A 15,164-nucleotide genomic window follows, 5' to 3' on the forward strand; every position below is an offset into this window, starting at 1 on the left:
TTTACATTTTGGTTTAACAAATAATTAACCGAAAAATAGCATAAGAGCTTTATTTTTACGCCTTCTAAACGCTAAACATAAACAACTCTTATGAAATTAAAATGGTACTTACTTCTTTTTACTCTAATGACTTCCGCATTAGGTTTTGCTCAACAAGAAATAACAGTAACTGGAAAAGTAATTGATGTTGATGACAAAGCACCTTTAGAGTATGCTACCATTTCTTTTTTTAGTCGTGCTCAAAACAAAGTTGTTACTGGTGGTATAACCGATGAAAATGGAAACTTTAAAATTGAGGTACCTGCTGGGACATTTGATGTTAAAGTAGAATATTTGTCCTACAAAACGAAAACCTACGAAAATAAAACCATTGATAAAGATATTGATTTAGGTACTGTATCACTTGCTTTAAATTTAGAAGCACTTGATGCTGTAGAGGTCATTGCTGAAAAGACAACCGTAGAAATCAAACTTGATAAAAAAATCTATAACGTTGGTCGGGATTTAACTGTAAGAGGTGGTACTGTAAGTGATGTTTTAGATAATGTACCTTCTGTTTCTGTTGACGTTGAAGGTAATGTAGCTCTGAGAGGAAACGATAACGTAACCATTTTAATCAACGGAAAACCTTCAGGATTAGTCGGATTAAATTCAACAGATGCGCTAAGACAACTACCTGCTGAATCTATTGAGCGTGTTGAAGTCATCACCTCGCCTTCGGCACGTTATGATGCTGAGGGTACGGCAGGAATACTCAATATCATTTTAAGACGAAGTAAATTACTAGGCTTAAATGGCGCTGTAACTTTAAATGCAGGAAATCCTACTCAAGCAGGTATATCTGGAAATATCAATTATAGAACTGGAGATTTTAACTTCTTTAATACTACAGGTTATCGCTACCGTGAATCACCTGGAAATGCAACGACCAAAACCGAGTATTTTAATGGTGATGACCCTAATACATTCTTTGATGAATTCAGAAAATTTGACAGAAAAAGTAAAGGCATAAACACAAACTTTGGTGTAGAATGGTATGTTAATGAAACCTCATCTATTACAGCATCTTTTTTATATAGAAACAGTGATGAAAATAATGACAGTTCAAATACAATTAATGAACTTGATGCTAATGGAAACCTCATTAATCAATCATTAAGACTCGATCCTGAAGAAGAAACAGATAGTAATATTCAGTATTCTGTCAATTATGATAAGCAATTTGGTGATGATAGCCAACACCGATTGACTATGGATTTTCAGTATGAAAATAATAGTGAAGAAGAAAAATCTATTATTGCAGAAGATGGTGATGCAGCAGAACGTGTAAGAACATTAGAAAATGAAAATGAAGCTTTATTGGTTTTAGATTATACCAGACCAATTGGTGAAAATAGTAATTTTGAATTTGGTTATCGTGGAACGTTCGAAGAATTAGACACCGATTACACTCTCGAATTTAATGAAAATGGCACCTTTGAAATAGATAATGATGTTAGTAATAACCTAATTTACCGTCAATATGTTAATGCTGTTTACTCACAGTTTGGAAGTAAAGTAAAAGAAAAATTCTCGTTTTTGTTAGGTTTAAGAATGGAGAATTCTCGTATTACTATCAATCAAATTACAAGTGGTGATTTTGATCGTAAAACCTACACTAATCTTTTTCCTACTTTAAATTTAGGTTATGAAATTACCGAAAAACAGAGCTTAACATTTGGTTATAATCGCCGAATTAGACGTCCGCGTTCACGCTTCATCAACCCATTCCCTTCAAGAAGTAGTGCCACTAACCTATTTCAAGGAAATCCAGATTTAGATCCAAGTTACTCTAATACTGTCGATTTTGGTTACTTAAACCGCTTTGGGAAGTTGACCTTAAATTCATCTATTTATTTTCAGCGAGCTACCGACGTATTTACATTTGTAAGTTTAGACACTGGAGAAACTACTATTGTAGGAGGCACAGAAGTCCCAATTATCAAACGTACTCCTATCAACCTGGCAACAAATGATCGTTATGGGTTTGAATTTACACTAACTTACAGACCTACGAAAAAATGGAATCTCAACGGAAACCTTAACTTATTTAAATCGATTACCGAAGGTGTTTTTGAAGGAACCGATTTTGGCGCTGATAACTTAAGTTGGTTTGCTCGAATAAACAACAAGTACACCTTACCAGGAGATGTCGATTGGCAAACGCGTTTGTTTTATCGCGGACCGAGTGAAGATGCTCAAAATAAAAATAAAGGCATCTTTTCAACCGATCTCGCTTTTAGCAAGGATTTGTTTGATGGTAAAGCTTCTTTAGCTGTTAATGTCAATGATGTATTTAACTCAAGGAAGCGTCAATCGACTGCTACAACTGAAACCTTTGAAAACGAAAGTGAATTTCAATGGAGACAACGCAGTTTTAATTTTACGTTCACCTACCGTTTCAATCAACAGAAAGAACGCCAGCGTGAAGGTCGTGGCGATAATGGTGGCGGAGATGATTTAGATTTTGAAGGATAATATACAGACCATATATTTTGATAGAATACATAAAAAAAGGAAACCAAATTTGGTTTCCTTTTTTTATTATTTGATTAGCAATTAATGAGATGCTTCTCGTTTTGCTTTTCTTTCTTCTTTAATTTCATTTAATCGCTCAATAAGCGAACCACCAATCCAATAAGGGATTACAAATGTTAATAAAAAAATCATTAACCAGAATCCAATGGTCAATATGGTTAAAAATGCTAAAAATCCTAAATATTGGTCAAATTCAAACATGTGGTTTTTTTTTGTTACTGCAAAGATATAATAAAGCGTTTTGTTTTGCAATAAGAAATTTGAGATTTATTAACAGGTTGTCAAAAAACAAATGAATTGAATAATAGTTTATTCTAAATTAATAGTATATCAGGCCTAATCTTTTAAGACATTCATGACATCATCAAACTCATAACATTTTATAATACCTGAAGTTTTATGACTTTTAACTGCTAAAATTTCACTCATATAATGCTTAAGATCAGTATCATTCATTTTAGCAATACTCTCCAATATACTAAGATTAGAATCAGATATTTTATAGGTTTCCTTAAATGTATATGATGAATCTCCTATAAATTTAAATGTGCCATAATTGTGTGCTGTTGGTATGGCGTAATGGGTTTTAAAATCTAAAATATCAAAAGTCTTATCGTTGTATTCATACAATTTAAAACCTGGATTATTACCATGACCAATAGTGATACCAGGAGTTGACATACTAATGCCAATTAAACTATCACTATCTACTTTTTTACTTGAGTATAAGCGTCGTATACCATCAAAATGTGTATGACTTGTTAATATCCCTTTTATTTGATCTTTTTTACCTGCAACTAAATTGAGAAATGCGTTTTGAAAAGACAACACATCGCCTTTTAAGTTCGTTATGCGATAACTGGAATTCCACATTGGTCCTGGAACATTGTCACAGTTGTTTGGCAGTGTTGAATCAAAATTAGCATAATTATCAATACCAGGCGGAATATGCATCATTATCAATATTGGCTTATTTGTTTTTATGCTATCTAAAGTTTTCTCTAGCCAAATAAATTGTTTCTGAGCTGCTGCTTGTTGTGATACATCATCTTTATCGAAATAATAACTTCGCGTCATGATAACCGAATTGAGTGCTATAATTTTTAAGGTATCTGTTCCTACAGATATATCGGTTGCATAATATCCAAATTGTTTCTGAAAATCTGTGTTTGAAATTTTAGCGACCCCGCTTTTATCATGCAAAATAGGCCAAGGATCGGCAGCACTATCATCTACAGAAAAAGGAGTTTTACCTTCACTATCCTGAAACGAATAATAATCGCCTGCAAGAGAATCGTTATTTCCTGGCAAATACAATAAAGGAATGTTAATATTTAAAGCTCTCAAATGCTCTAACATCAAAGTTACATTCTTTACTCTTGACGCATCTTCGTGATGTGGTAAGTCTCCTAAATACACCATGAATTTTGGCTGCTCTGCTTTTATAACTGCTTCTAATTTACGTTTTGTTCTGGCCCAGAGAGAGTCTCCTGTATCATTATGCCTTCCAAAAGTAACATTTCCAACTCCACTTTCTAAATGCACATCAGATAGCGCCAAAAAGGTGCTTGAAGATATTGAAGGGTTAACCGAATCTACAGCAACAGTTTCATCAAACGTATTGACCATTACGTTAGACTCATTTCCTTCTTTACAATTGAAACTAATTAAACAGAACATACAAAGTCCAAATAAATAAAACGATTTCATACTCAAAGTATTAGAATTAATAGCTTGTAAAGCTAAAGGTATCGCTCCAAAAATTTTAGCGTATAAACACCTGATTTGCAATCTTGATAAAATTGAATTTCCGAAGGAATAAAACCAAAATCTCATAGAAATAAATTACAAAAACCCTAACTTTGTCATACGATAAAAACACATCACTTATTATGAATTTCAGAATAGAAAAAGACACCATGGGTAAGGTAAAAGTACCTGCCGATAAACTTTGGGGAGCGCAAACTGAACGTTCTCGTAATAACTTTAAAATTGGTGCTCCTGCATCCATGCCTTTAGAAATAGTATATGGTTTTGCCTATCTTAAAAAAGCCGCAGCCTATACTAATGCCGAATTAGGTGTTTTAGATGCTGACAAACGTGATTTAATTGCTCAAGTTTGTGATGAAATTTTAGATGGAAAACACGATGATCAGTTCCCTTTAGTTATCTGGCAAACAGGTTCTGGGACTCAAAGTAACATGAACGTTAACGAAGTAATTGCAAACAGAGCTCATCAAATTGCTGGTAAGGTTATTGGTGAAGGAGATAAAACGATTCAGCCAAATGATGATGTTAATAAATCGCAATCTTCAAATGATACATTTCCAACAGGAATGCATATCGCTATTTATAAAAAAGTTGTTGAAACTACGATATCTGGAGTTATCGCACTTAGAAATACACTACACGAAAAATCAATTGCTTTTAAAGATGTCGTAAAAATTGGACGTACACATTTAATGGATGCAACGCCTTTAACTCTTGGTCAGGAGTTTTCAGGATATGTGTCGCAACTTGATCACGGTTTGAAAGCCTTAGAAAACACCTTACCTCACCTATCCGAACTAGCGCTTGGAGGAACAGCTGTAGGAACCGGACTCAATACACCTAAAGGGTATAGTGAATTAGTAGCAGAGTATATCGCTAAGTTTACTGAGTTACCATTTGTAACGGCCGACAATAAATTTGAAGCCCTTGCGGCTCATGATGCGCTTGTTGAAACTCATGGTGCGCTCAAACAAATTGCTGTGTCTTTGAATAAAATAGCTAATGACATACGTATGATGGCTTCTGGTCCACGAAGTGGAATTGGTGAGATTATCATTCCTGCTAACGAACCTGGAAGTTCTATCATGCCAGGAAAAGTTAATCCGACTCAATGTGAAGCGTTAACTATGGTTTGTGCTCAAGTGATGGGTAATGATGTTGCTGTTACAGTTGGTGGTACTCAAGGCCATTACGAACTCAATGTTTTTAAACCTATGATGGCAGCTAACGTGCTACAATCGGCACAGTTAATTGGTGATGCTTGTGTGAGCTTTGAAGCACATTGTGCTTCTGGTATTGAACCCAACCATGAGGTGATAAAACAATTATTAAACAATTCACTGATGCTTGTCACAGCATTAAATACCAAAATTGGGTATTATAAAGCTGCTGAAATTGCTAATACAGCACATAAAAATGGTACAACATTAAAAGAAGAAGCTATTAATTTAGGATATGTTACTGCCGAAGATTATGATGCTTGGGTAAAACCTGAAGATATGGTTGGCGAACTAAAATAACGATAAAGTGCTATAAAATTCGACAAAACGCTTATTTATCAGTGTTTTTAACTATATTAGCACATAAATCTAATACTATGAAAATAAAATTACTTAGCTTAATTACTTTAATAGGAGCATCTTCAATTGCTTTTGCTCAAACTACATTTTCTCCCAAAATTACAATTGACGCTGATACTGGTGACAATCCGTATACTATCGCTACAGGTCATATAAATAATGATGCTTTTTTAGACATCGTTGTAGGAACTGATACCGATAATGAGCTGTTAGTTTATTTAAATAACGGAGATGCTACATTTACAAAGCAACCTAATATTCCTAATACTATATCGGCTGTTGGAGGTTTAAAACTTGTTGATTTGAACAACGACACATTTCTAGACCTGTTAGTAACAGCATATACATCAGATTCGGTCACCTGGTACGCTAATGATGGATCTGGTAACTTCGGTGTAGAACAATCTATCGCCACAGTAAATGGAGCTAGTGGATTATTTGTAGGTGATGTTGATGGCAACCTAACTCCAGATGTCGTGGTCACATCTTATGATGACAATCAAGTGTTATGGTTTTCAAATGATGGTGCTGGAAACTTCACAACACCAGCAACGTCTCTAATCGATAATACATTAGTAGCGCCTGGAGCTGTAAATATGAGTGATATTGATGGTGATGGCGATTTAGATGCACTTGTAGCTACAGCCGCTTATAGTGGTGATGTTTTAGAAATTTTTAGAAATGATTTAGTTCCTGGTGGTACTGTTGATTTTATTAAGGATGCAACTTCTGTCGCGACAGGTAAAATTGGTTTTTTTAATGCCACTTTTGAAGATCTGGATGGTGATGCTAACCTTGATATACTAGCAACAGAAATAAAGTTTGGAGCAATGACTGGTAATTTTTACTGGTATGAGGACAATGGTGCTGGTTTTACTGAAACCGCTTTTGTGACCTCTATTATGAACCCTTCTGTTGCGCAACACAGAGATTTAGATGGCGATAACCTCAAAGATATCATCTTAAGTAGTGGTACATCTAATGCTGGAAACGATATCGTTTGGTATAAAAACAATGGTGGTACTTATGGTAGCGAACAAGTTATTGATGATACTTCAAGCCAAGCCTTTGTATATAATATTGCAGACTATGATAATGACGGAGATTTAGATATTGCCAGCTGTGAATATAATCAGGACAATCTCAACCTTTTTAAAAACAATTTTATCGTTTTAAGCACAGACGACACGAACTTAGAAGTCGCTACGATATATCCGAATCCGGCTAAAGATGTCTTATTTTTCAAAGGAATGACTTCGGAAACTTTAAATCTTGAAGTTTATGACATCCTTGGAAAAGTCGTTATCCAAACATCAATTGAACAAAATGGAAGTTTAGATATTTCCGAATTAAAAAACGGAATGTATATTCTAAAGTTTGAAACTTCAGATGCGACATTCAAATTTGTTAAAGAATAAATCAAATCCCTAATTAAATTTAAAGCTGCCTTTTCATGATACAAGGCAGCTTTTTTTATAGCAAAGATTTATATCTTTATATCATAATTAATCATCGGTTGTAAATGACTTTACTTATAAAAAACATCAAAGAATTACTACAGGTAAGAGACACAAATGTCACTATTGTTAAAGGAGAAGATATGAAGGTCTTACCCATACTCAAAAATGCTTATCTCTTAATAGAGCATGATACCATTGTTGAGTTTGGACCTATGGAAGAATGCCTTAATATTGAAGCCGATCAGACTATTGATGCTACGGGTAAAGTTGTATTACCAACTTGGTGTGATTCTCATACACATATTGTCTATGCTGGTGATCGAACTCAAGAGTTTGTGGACAGAATCAATGGATTGTCTTATGAAGATATTGCTAATCGTGGTGGAGGTATTTTAAATTCTGCCGAACAACTTCAAAATACGTCAGAAGATGAATTGTACAATCAGGCCTCTAAACGTTTGACTGAAGTTATCAAATTAGGAACTGGCGCTATTGAAATCAAGTCTGGTTATGGTTTAACTGTTGAAGCCGAGTTAAAAATGCTACGGGTTATCAAGCGCTTAAAACATGATTTCCCTATTCCTGTTAAACCTACTCTACTAGCTGCTCACGCTATTCCTAAAGCCTACAAAGGCAATAAAAAAGCGTTTATAGATATCGTTGTAAACGAATTGATTCCAAAGGCCGCTGAAGCCCATCTTGCCGAATATATTGATGTGTTTTGTGAGAAAGGCTATTTTGATCTCGAAGACACGCAACGCATTCTGGAAGCTGCTAAAGCTCACCGACTCATTCCAAAAATACATGTCAATCAGTTTAATGCCTTTGGAGGTGTGGCACTTGGTGTTGAATACGATGCGCTTTCTGTGGATCATTTGGAAGAACTCAACCCAGAAGATATTTCAGCTCTACAAGGTTCAAATACAATGCCTGTAGCCTTACCCTCTTGTTCCTATTTTTTAAGTATTCCGTATACACCTGGACGCGCAATTATTGATGCTGGATTACCTTTAGCATTAGCAACCGATTACAATCCTGGATCTACACCTAGCGGAAATATGAACTTTGTAGTATCGTCGGCATGTATTAAAATGAAATTAACTCCTGAAGAAGCTATTAATGCAGCAACCATAAATGGGGCTTATGCGATGGGATTATCCAATCGTTACGGAAGCATTTGCAGAGGTAAAAAAGCCAACATTATTATTACGAAGGCCATTCCTGGCTATTATCATTTACCATATGCCTTTGGGAATAATCTTATCGAAACGGTTATCATAAATGGAGACGTTTTTTAATCTGATAAGCGATTAGAGCAACCTATATCTTTAATTTCAGAATAAAAAAATCCGAAAGCATTGATATACGCTTCCGGATTTTAACCTAACCTATTAATAATATATTCTTATTGCAAAGTAAACTCTGAAGAAGATATTAATTCTTTTTTATTAAATACGTTAACAACATAACGTCCCTTTTCAAACTCATCATTTGGAGCGACAAACTCACAAATATTTAAGTTTCTGTTTTCGTAGTTAAACTTGCTAATTAAGCTATAGTTTAAAACAGTGTCTTCAAACTGAATCTGCTCATTAGCGCCTAATACATTATTTTTAGGGTCTAAGACTTGTACGTATAATTCTTTATCACCTGCACCAACTAAAGTGTTTTTAGCAACAGTGTAACACACTCTAATTTTATCGCTTCGTCTTGCACGCTCTGTCGGAATCAATTTTCCTGAACTTCTTTCAATGACACCAAATCCTTTTAAACCTGTAGTTTGCAATACCGCAGCATTTTCAACAACCTCTGCTAATTGCGTGTTTTGAACTAAAAGAGAGTCAGTAAATACTGTACGTTCAGCCAATTGAACTGTAGTACTGTCTAATGATGTTGCCAAAAGTGAATTTTCTACTTTAAGCTTATCATTTTCGGCCATTAATACGTCCATTTCTTCTTGCAAGGCTAAAAACTTCTTTTTATATCTCCACAAGCTGTTTACGCTGTTCTGAGAAATTTTTAAAGAATCCATTAAACCTTCAATACGACCTCTTGCTTCTACTAAATTTTGATTAGCTTCTTCATTTTCACCAATAGCAACGTCATATTGTTTAGCCATAGTGCTTAAATCTGCCATCACTTGCTCCTTCTCTCTGGTTAGAGCTGCTTCATTTTCTTTCTTCTCATTGTAAAGTTTAGAGGTGTAAAATCCAGTACCTAAAAATAGTGCTAATAGGATTCCTAATGCTATTTTTAATCCTGTGCTCTTACTGTTTGAGTTTTCCATAAGTTTACTTTTTAAGTTTTAATTAATTAAAACGTGGTTTTCAATTTTAATTGTTGTTAGTTGAAGTTGAAAATAAAAAAACTGTACTTTTAATACACCAAAATTAATCAATTTTCTTCATGGAACATTTAAAACCTTTCACAACTTCTGATTTAAAATCGTTACTAAAAAAACGTCCTAAAGAAACTAAATTCGGAGAACATATATTGTTACTTCCTGACTTCAACGATATATACGAGCAAATGTTAAAATTAGACGTTACCTATGTAATTTTTGGTATAAAAGAAGATGTTGGCGTGTTCGCAAATTACGGAAATTCAGGAACTTACAGCGCATGGGATGCTACCATTAAAAATTTGTTAAATGTGCAAAGTAATGCGTTTACACATCCTAAAAAAGTATTGATTTTGGGGCATTTAGAGTTTGAATCTTATCAAAACAAGGTATCATCGTTAAATCAAAATAAGAAAAAAGACATTTTAAAAGCTCGTAAATTAACATCAAAAATTGATGCTTCTGTCTCTTTTTTAATATCTCAAATTGTAAGTGCTGGTAAAATACCGATAGTCATTGGAGGCGGACATAACAACGCTTACGGTAATATTAAAGGCACATCATTAGCACTTAAAAGTCCTGTCAATGCAATTAATTTTGATGCACATCACGATTTTAGAGCTGAAGAAGGGAGACATAGTGGCAATGGTTTTAGCTATGCGTTTGCAGAAGGTTTTCTAAAAAATTATTTCATTTTTGGTTTGCATGAAAATTATACGTCCGACACCATTTTTAAAACTTTAAATAAGCTTAAAGCTATTCAATATAGTACTTTCGAGAGTATGATGGTAAGGCAAGACACAAATTTTAATACTGAAATGGATACCGCTTTGCATCATATCTCCTCTAAACCTTTCGGATTGGAAATAGACTGTGATGCCATTCAAAGTATACCTAGTAGCGCGATGACGCCTAGTGGATTTTCAGTAAATAAAGCCAGAGCCTTTGTAAATCACTTCGGAAAGCAAGACAACGTAGCTTATTTACATATATGCGAAGCTGCTCCTACTCCAGAAACGGAAACACAAGTTGGCAAACTCATCACATATCTTATCACCGATTTTATAAGAGCTCATGAAAACATTTGAAATTATACCCTTTGATGAAACATATGCAACGCATTTTTATGATTTGAATATCGAATGGCTCAAAACTTTTTTCTATGTAGAACCTTTTGACGAGGAGGTATTAAGTCAACCGAAAACTTATATTATTGATAAAGGCGGTCATATATTTTTTGCAAAAAAGGAAGATCTTATTTTAGGCACTGTCGCTTTAATGCCGACAAGCAATCCTTTAGTTTTTGAACTTACTAAAATGGCTGTATTGCCTAATCAACGCGGACAACATATCGGTCAGCACCTCATGCAACACTGTATTGATTTTGCTAAAGCACATCAATTTAAAGCACTAATGCTCTACTCTGCCCGAAAATTAGAAAATGCCATTTATATTTATAGAAAATATGGCTTTAAAGAATTGCCAGTAGAACCTAATAGTCCTTATAAACGTAGTGATATGAAGATGGAATTACGATTATAACGAACTATCAAGTAGGTCATCTAAAGCTTTACAATAACTGTTTTCGTCAACACACAAGGCTCCCAGAGTTTCAACTAAAAGCTCATAAAGTCCTTCATGATCGGGATAGATATCATACGCTAGTTTAAACTCAGAGTAAGCACCAGCCAGGTTGTTTGACCTTAAGCGTCTCCATCCAGAAGACATTAAAAATTCAAATGCCGAATTATTCGAATATTCAATACGTTTTTGTTTTTGAATTTCAATGGTTTTAGAATGCTCCATAAAATCAGGAACTTTAGTATAAACAGCAACAAAGAGCAATCCAATAAGCAATAAACTGATAAGGATATATAAATTACCTGAAGTCTTGGATGGCTGCAATTTAAAAGTTCTATTATAAGTAGGAAGTGTATTGCATGTCGGTTTCCTTTTTCGCTTAGAAAAAGCTTTTTTTGGGCGCTGTTTGTAAATCCAGCTCGCCATACCAAAACCCATATAACCTGCCATAGTAGACTTTATTTATAGGTCTGAATTTTGTACTATTTGTTACTCAAATATTCAGGTATTTATACGCATAAATATCTGTGCATGTCTTACTAAGTTTATATACACTAATCAACACTCTAAAATTCATCATGAAACACTTATTTATTATAATACTTTTTGTAGGTTTTATCTTCTCTTGTAATACATCAACCAAGCCATCTGAATATATAGCTAGTTCGGGGCCAGTAGTTGATAACACTTGCCCTACAATGGATTCTATTCATTTTTGTAAAGACAAAACCGATAGTTTTTGTTCGAATATACCATTAGATGTCTATTTTTTAGGAGGAAACAACGGAAATTTCGAAAATGGATATTCGTCTGTATTAACTCCAGACATTCAGCCATCATTTGATAATTTCTCATGGCAGAGTTTTGTCGCACTCAACTGGGCTTCTGATGCTTCAGGAAATGCAATAGGCTCAAGTATAACAGATTACCAAGATTCGTTAAGAGTTTGGGAACGTTTTACGGATGCCTCTAAAGTATTTAGTGCAGACCATTCCGAATTAAAAAATCTAAAATCAAGCCATCCAATGGCTAAGGTCATATCTCAAAACTCTAAAGTTTCAAATGCATTAAATGTCAACGGATTTTTAGAAGCTGACGATTTTCCATTGATAGACAAAAACTTAAATTTTGTGGTATATGAAGTCAAAATGAATGCTGTAGAAGAAGCCTATATCGCATCAAATAATTTGACAACAAAAGAAGATATTTACAATTATGTTCATGACTCTAAAACATCTATTGAGCTTCCTGTTAATACCACAACAAAAGAAGGTGCTATAGAAATAAAAGCAAGCTGGAGAATACTGGATGCGACCAAAGGTGATGATTTAAGTAAATACTATACGCAGGACGCAACAATATATGTGTCTTCAGAAAATAGTGTATCTGGACAATCCTTTACATTTAAAGCAACTATAGGTCTGGTTGGGTTACATATATTAAGGAAAACTGAAAAATTTCAGAACTGGATATGGACCACATTCGAGCATGTTGATAACGTTCCAGATAATATTCAGCAGGCGCAAACCAATCAGGAGACTAACTGGTCATTTTACAATTCAGAATGTTTAAACTGTCCGGTTAACCAACCTCCTAGTCATATTTTTCCCAGAGATATTACAGCGTCAAATGATACTGTTTACAAATGGAATACAACTGCGCCTTATGCTAAACCTTATGGTGTTTCAATTGCTGGAGAAGCAGATCATAAAACATTTGGAACTCAAGTGACACGTGTATATCCTGTTTATTATTGCACAGAACAACTTAATGATTTATGGCAGTCTAAATTATCTGAATCAGGTTCGGTGTTTGCCAATTATAAACTTATTGGAACCCAATGGATGGTGCCAACAGATGGAGCGCCTCCAGCGATAAAGATTAATGCACCTTCATTGCTAGCTAATACAACTGCTGAAACTTATATGCAAGAGGGATCATCATGTATCAGTTGCCATACATTTGCAACGGTTAAGTACGTTACCAAAAGTATTGATACTACGATCACTACTGATTTTAGTTTTACGTTTGGATATGCACAATAGAGGCCTTAAAATATTTTAGTCTTGGTCTTCTATAGCCTGTAAAGAATCTAGCTTTCTTTTTAGGCGTTCGATTTCATCTTTATTTTGATTGACTTGTGGTATCGCCATAATCGAATCTACAGCCTGCTGTATCATTAAGTCTTCATCCATAAGATCATCTTGATAAAAATAGCCTATACCTTCGCTCGCTCTCCAGGCTTCACTTAATTGATCGTAAACTTCCTTGTCCCAAGTACTAGGATGTTTTACGTCAATCCAGATAACGTCACGATATTCACTATCTATCAATACTAAATCAGGTGTAGCTGAGCCATCAAATTGTTTGGCATCTGTATCACTTATAGAAGAAATAGTTCCGAGGAAAAACATACGTTTTCTTCCTGCAATATCTTTAATATATGGTCTAAACTCTACTGGTGTACTTGCATTCCAGTCGTATTCTTTACGAGACTCTTTTACTTTTAAAGGCATTGCAGAAACTCCAGCATAGCCTTGCTTTTTAGTCGCATGATCATAATAATACATTTTATCTGTACCATCGGCAGGAATAAATACACTGTAGCTTAAACTCGTACGTTCATCGCCTACTGGTTCTAAACCAAACCAGTGATACAATCCGCTATAAGCATCAGAATTGCTACCAGCAAAATCAAAATCTGTCACATAAGGCTGCTGGTTCTGATCTTTTGGCATCAACGGAATTTTAACTGCAGTCTCCATATTCCAGGGTAAAGGATCGCTAAATCCGCCTAAGAATTTTAGAGATTCAGCTTGTAATTGAGATACTTTTTCAGCTAACGTATTTTGTTTATTTAAAAACGGATAATTTTTAATCTCATCTGGACTAACAAAAGTGCCTTTACCTATGGTAATACGCTCCATATAATCATTAAAATCGTGTTCGCCGCTATCGATAATCATCACACCTCCAAAGCTTGGATAAGGAAAAAAGAAACCTTTCCATTTAATTAAACTCACAACTTGTACCCAATCACCAGAATCATTTTTCATATAAAAGGTATCGCTCGGCTCGTAGTTAAATAACATCCATGGATTAAAACGCTGCACTACAGCGTTATATGTATTCCTACTAAACTTTAATGATTCACCAATAGAAAAGGTTACAGGAATTCGATTTTCATTAGAAAACCTTGGAAAAGGTGTTGTACTACTCACAGCAAACACTTCTTCAGTATTATCACTAATTTGCTGCATGACGTATTTTTCACTAGGCTGAATGGCCATAGTCCATTTGTTTTCATTATCAACACGGACTAGATGTGGTAAGGACACGTCTTTTGTTTCTCCAACACTTTCGTTAGCCATCGAAAAGATATTTCGCAACGGCTGAATACGCTCATTTTGAGTTAAAGGCAAGTCATTGATTTCAACTTTATTTAAATCATTGAAAACATTATAGGTTTTCATATAATCATAGAGCTTTAAATGCCATCCTACCACATAAATAAGTGCAAAAAACCCAATGAGTAGAGCAAGAATTCCTAAGCGTTTTCCTGTACTTTCAGAACTACGGAATTTTCGAAGTCCGAAAAACAAAACCAACAGACTTAAAATAATGACGAATATATATTTCCGAAGAAATAATAAGGCAGGTTGGTAATCATCGCGAAACATAAATAGCGCAATAATTAGTATGAGGCTTACAAAAATGGTGATGAATTTTTGTTTTTTTCCTTTGTTCCAGTATGATTTAATCATTGAAAACTTGAATTAATTAGTTCTATGCAAACAGAACATATGTTAGTTTAAAAATATAAATGATGAGATTCTGAAACGAGTTCAGAATGAA

At 34.5% G+C, this 15,164-nt stretch carries 12 protein-coding genes; 7 read left to right on the forward strand and 5 right to left on the reverse strand.

From position 1 onward, the window contains the following. The first annotated feature begins 90 nt into the window (after nucleotides 1-90). Nucleotides 91-2,517: a TonB-dependent receptor gene (locus H7350_RS07525; protein WP_204345288.1), complete on the forward strand. Its 2,427-nt coding sequence runs from the start codon at nucleotides 91-93 to the stop codon at nucleotides 2,515-2,517. An 81-nt stretch (nucleotides 2,518-2,598) separates the two neighbouring features. Here the strand turns inward: H7350_RS07525 and H7350_RS07530 are convergent, their stop codons facing one another. Further along, nucleotides 2,599-2,778: a hypothetical protein gene (locus tag H7350_RS07530; protein WP_204345289.1), complete on the reverse strand. Its 180-nt coding sequence runs from the start codon at nucleotides 2,776-2,778 to the stop codon at nucleotides 2,599-2,601. Nucleotides 2,779-2,913: 135 nt separating this feature from the next. Further along, entirely contained in the window at nucleotides 2,914-4,413 is a 1,500-nt protein-coding gene (locus tag H7350_RS07535; protein WP_204345290.1) for a metallophosphoesterase, read from the reverse strand. A 56-nt stretch (nucleotides 4,414-4,469) separates the two neighbouring features. On the opposite strand from H7350_RS07535, the gene fumC reads away from it, so the two are divergent. The 3 genes from fumC to hutI all read left to right on the forward strand — a co-directional run bounded on the left by fumC (nucleotide 4,470) and on the right by hutI (nucleotide 8,685). Then, nucleotides 4,470-5,867: a class II fumarate hydratase gene (gene fumC / locus H7350_RS07540; protein ID WP_204345492.1), complete on the forward strand. Its 1,398-nt coding sequence runs from the start codon at nucleotides 4,470-4,472 to the stop codon at nucleotides 5,865-5,867. Nucleotides 5,868-5,944: 77 nt separating this feature from the next. Beyond that, the gene (locus H7350_RS07545; protein ID WP_204345291.1) at nucleotides 5,945-7,345 is read left to right on the forward strand and encodes a T9SS type A sorting domain-containing protein; all 1,401 of its coding nucleotides are present in this window, start codon (nucleotides 5,945-5,947) and stop codon (nucleotides 7,343-7,345) included. A gap of 104 nt (nucleotides 7,346-7,449) precedes the next feature. Then, a complete protein-coding gene (gene hutI / locus H7350_RS07550; protein WP_204345292.1) occupies nucleotides 7,450-8,685 on the forward strand; it encodes an imidazolonepropionase in 1,236 nt (411 codons plus the stop codon). Between the two features lie 107 nt (nucleotides 8,686-8,792). On the opposite strand, the gene H7350_RS07555 is transcribed toward hutI, so the two are convergent. Further along, nucleotides 8,793-9,674 (reverse strand): chromosome partitioning protein ParA, encoded by an 882-nt coding sequence (locus H7350_RS07555; protein ID WP_204345293.1) that lies wholly within the window; start codon nucleotides 9,672-9,674, stop codon nucleotides 8,793-8,795. Between the two features lie 119 nt (nucleotides 9,675-9,793). Here H7350_RS07555 and H7350_RS07560 point away from each other — a divergent pair, with 119 nt between their 5' ends. Together H7350_RS07560 and H7350_RS07565 are read left to right on the forward strand one after the other, a co-directional pair. Further along, a complete protein-coding gene (locus H7350_RS07560) occupies nucleotides 9,794-10,816 on the forward strand; it encodes a formimidoylglutamase (protein ID WP_204345294.1) in 1,023 nt (340 codons plus the stop codon). Beyond that, nucleotides 10,803-11,270: a GNAT family N-acetyltransferase gene (locus H7350_RS07565; protein ID WP_204345295.1), complete on the forward strand. Its 468-nt coding sequence runs from the start codon at nucleotides 10,803-10,805 to the stop codon at nucleotides 11,268-11,270. The genes H7350_RS07560 and H7350_RS07565 overlap by 14 nt, the downstream gene beginning before the upstream one ends. Here H7350_RS07565 and H7350_RS07570 read toward each other — a convergent pair. Continuing rightward, nucleotides 11,265-11,759, reverse strand: a complete 495-nt coding sequence (locus tag H7350_RS07570; protein WP_204345296.1) for a hypothetical protein — start codon at nucleotides 11,757-11,759, stop codon at nucleotides 11,265-11,267. The genes H7350_RS07565 and H7350_RS07570 overlap by 6 nt on opposite strands. A 128-nt stretch (nucleotides 11,760-11,887) precedes the next feature. Here H7350_RS07570 and H7350_RS07575 point away from each other — a divergent pair, with 128 nt between their 5' ends. Then, nucleotides 11,888-13,354 (forward strand): hypothetical protein, encoded by a 1,467-nt coding sequence (locus tag H7350_RS07575; protein WP_204345297.1) that lies wholly within the window; start codon nucleotides 11,888-11,890, stop codon nucleotides 13,352-13,354. A gap of 15 nt (nucleotides 13,355-13,369) precedes the next feature. Here the strand turns inward: H7350_RS07575 and H7350_RS07580 are convergent, their stop codons facing one another. After that, a complete protein-coding gene (locus H7350_RS07580) occupies nucleotides 13,370-15,073 on the reverse strand; it encodes an energy-coupling factor transporter transmembrane component T family protein (RefSeq protein WP_204345298.1) in 1,704 nt (567 codons plus the stop codon). Between the last annotated feature and the right edge of the window lie 91 nt (nucleotides 15,074-15,164).

This window comes from Psychroserpens algicola, assembly GCF_014526325.1.
GTDB lineage: Bacteria > Bacteroidota > Bacteroidia > Flavobacteriales > Flavobacteriaceae > Psychroserpens > Psychroserpens algicola.

Bases quoted from the DNA above. Each gene is read 5' to 3' on its own strand.
- H7350_RS07525 (WP_204345288.1), top strand. From the start codon at position 91: ATGAAATTAAAATGGTACTTACTTCTTTTTACTCTAATGACTTCCGCA.
- H7350_RS07530 (WP_204345289.1), bottom strand. From the start codon at position 2,778: ATGTTTGAATTTGACCAATATTTAGGATTTTTAGCATTTTTAACCATA.
- H7350_RS07535 (WP_204345290.1), bottom strand. From the start codon at position 4,413: ATGAGATTTTGGTTTTATTCCTTCGGAAATTCAATTTTATCAAGATTG.
- fumC (WP_204345492.1), top strand. From the start codon at position 4,470: ATGAATTTCAGAATAGAAAAAGACACCATGGGTAAGGTAAAAGTACCT.
- H7350_RS07545 (WP_204345291.1), top strand. From the start codon at position 5,945: ATGAAAATAAAATTACTTAGCTTAATTACTTTAATAGGAGCATCTTCA.
- hutI (WP_204345292.1), top strand. From the start codon at position 7,450: ATGACTTTACTTATAAAAAACATCAAAGAATTACTACAGGTAAGAGAC.
- H7350_RS07555 (WP_204345293.1), bottom strand. From the start codon at position 9,674: ATGGAAAACTCAAACAGTAAGAGCACAGGATTAAAAATAGCATTAGGA.
- H7350_RS07560 (WP_204345294.1), top strand. From the start codon at position 9,794: ATGGAACATTTAAAACCTTTCACAACTTCTGATTTAAAATCGTTACTA.
- H7350_RS07565 (WP_204345295.1), top strand. From the start codon at position 10,803: ATGAAAACATTTGAAATTATACCCTTTGATGAAACATATGCAACGCAT.
- H7350_RS07570 (WP_204345296.1), bottom strand. From the start codon at position 11,759: ATGGCAGGTTATATGGGTTTTGGTATGGCGAGCTGGATTTACAAACAG.
- H7350_RS07575 (WP_204345297.1), top strand. From the start codon at position 11,888: ATGAAACACTTATTTATTATAATACTTTTTGTAGGTTTTATCTTCTCT.
- H7350_RS07580 (WP_204345298.1), bottom strand. From the start codon at position 15,073: ATGATTAAATCATACTGGAACAAAGGAAAAAAACAAAAATTCATCACC.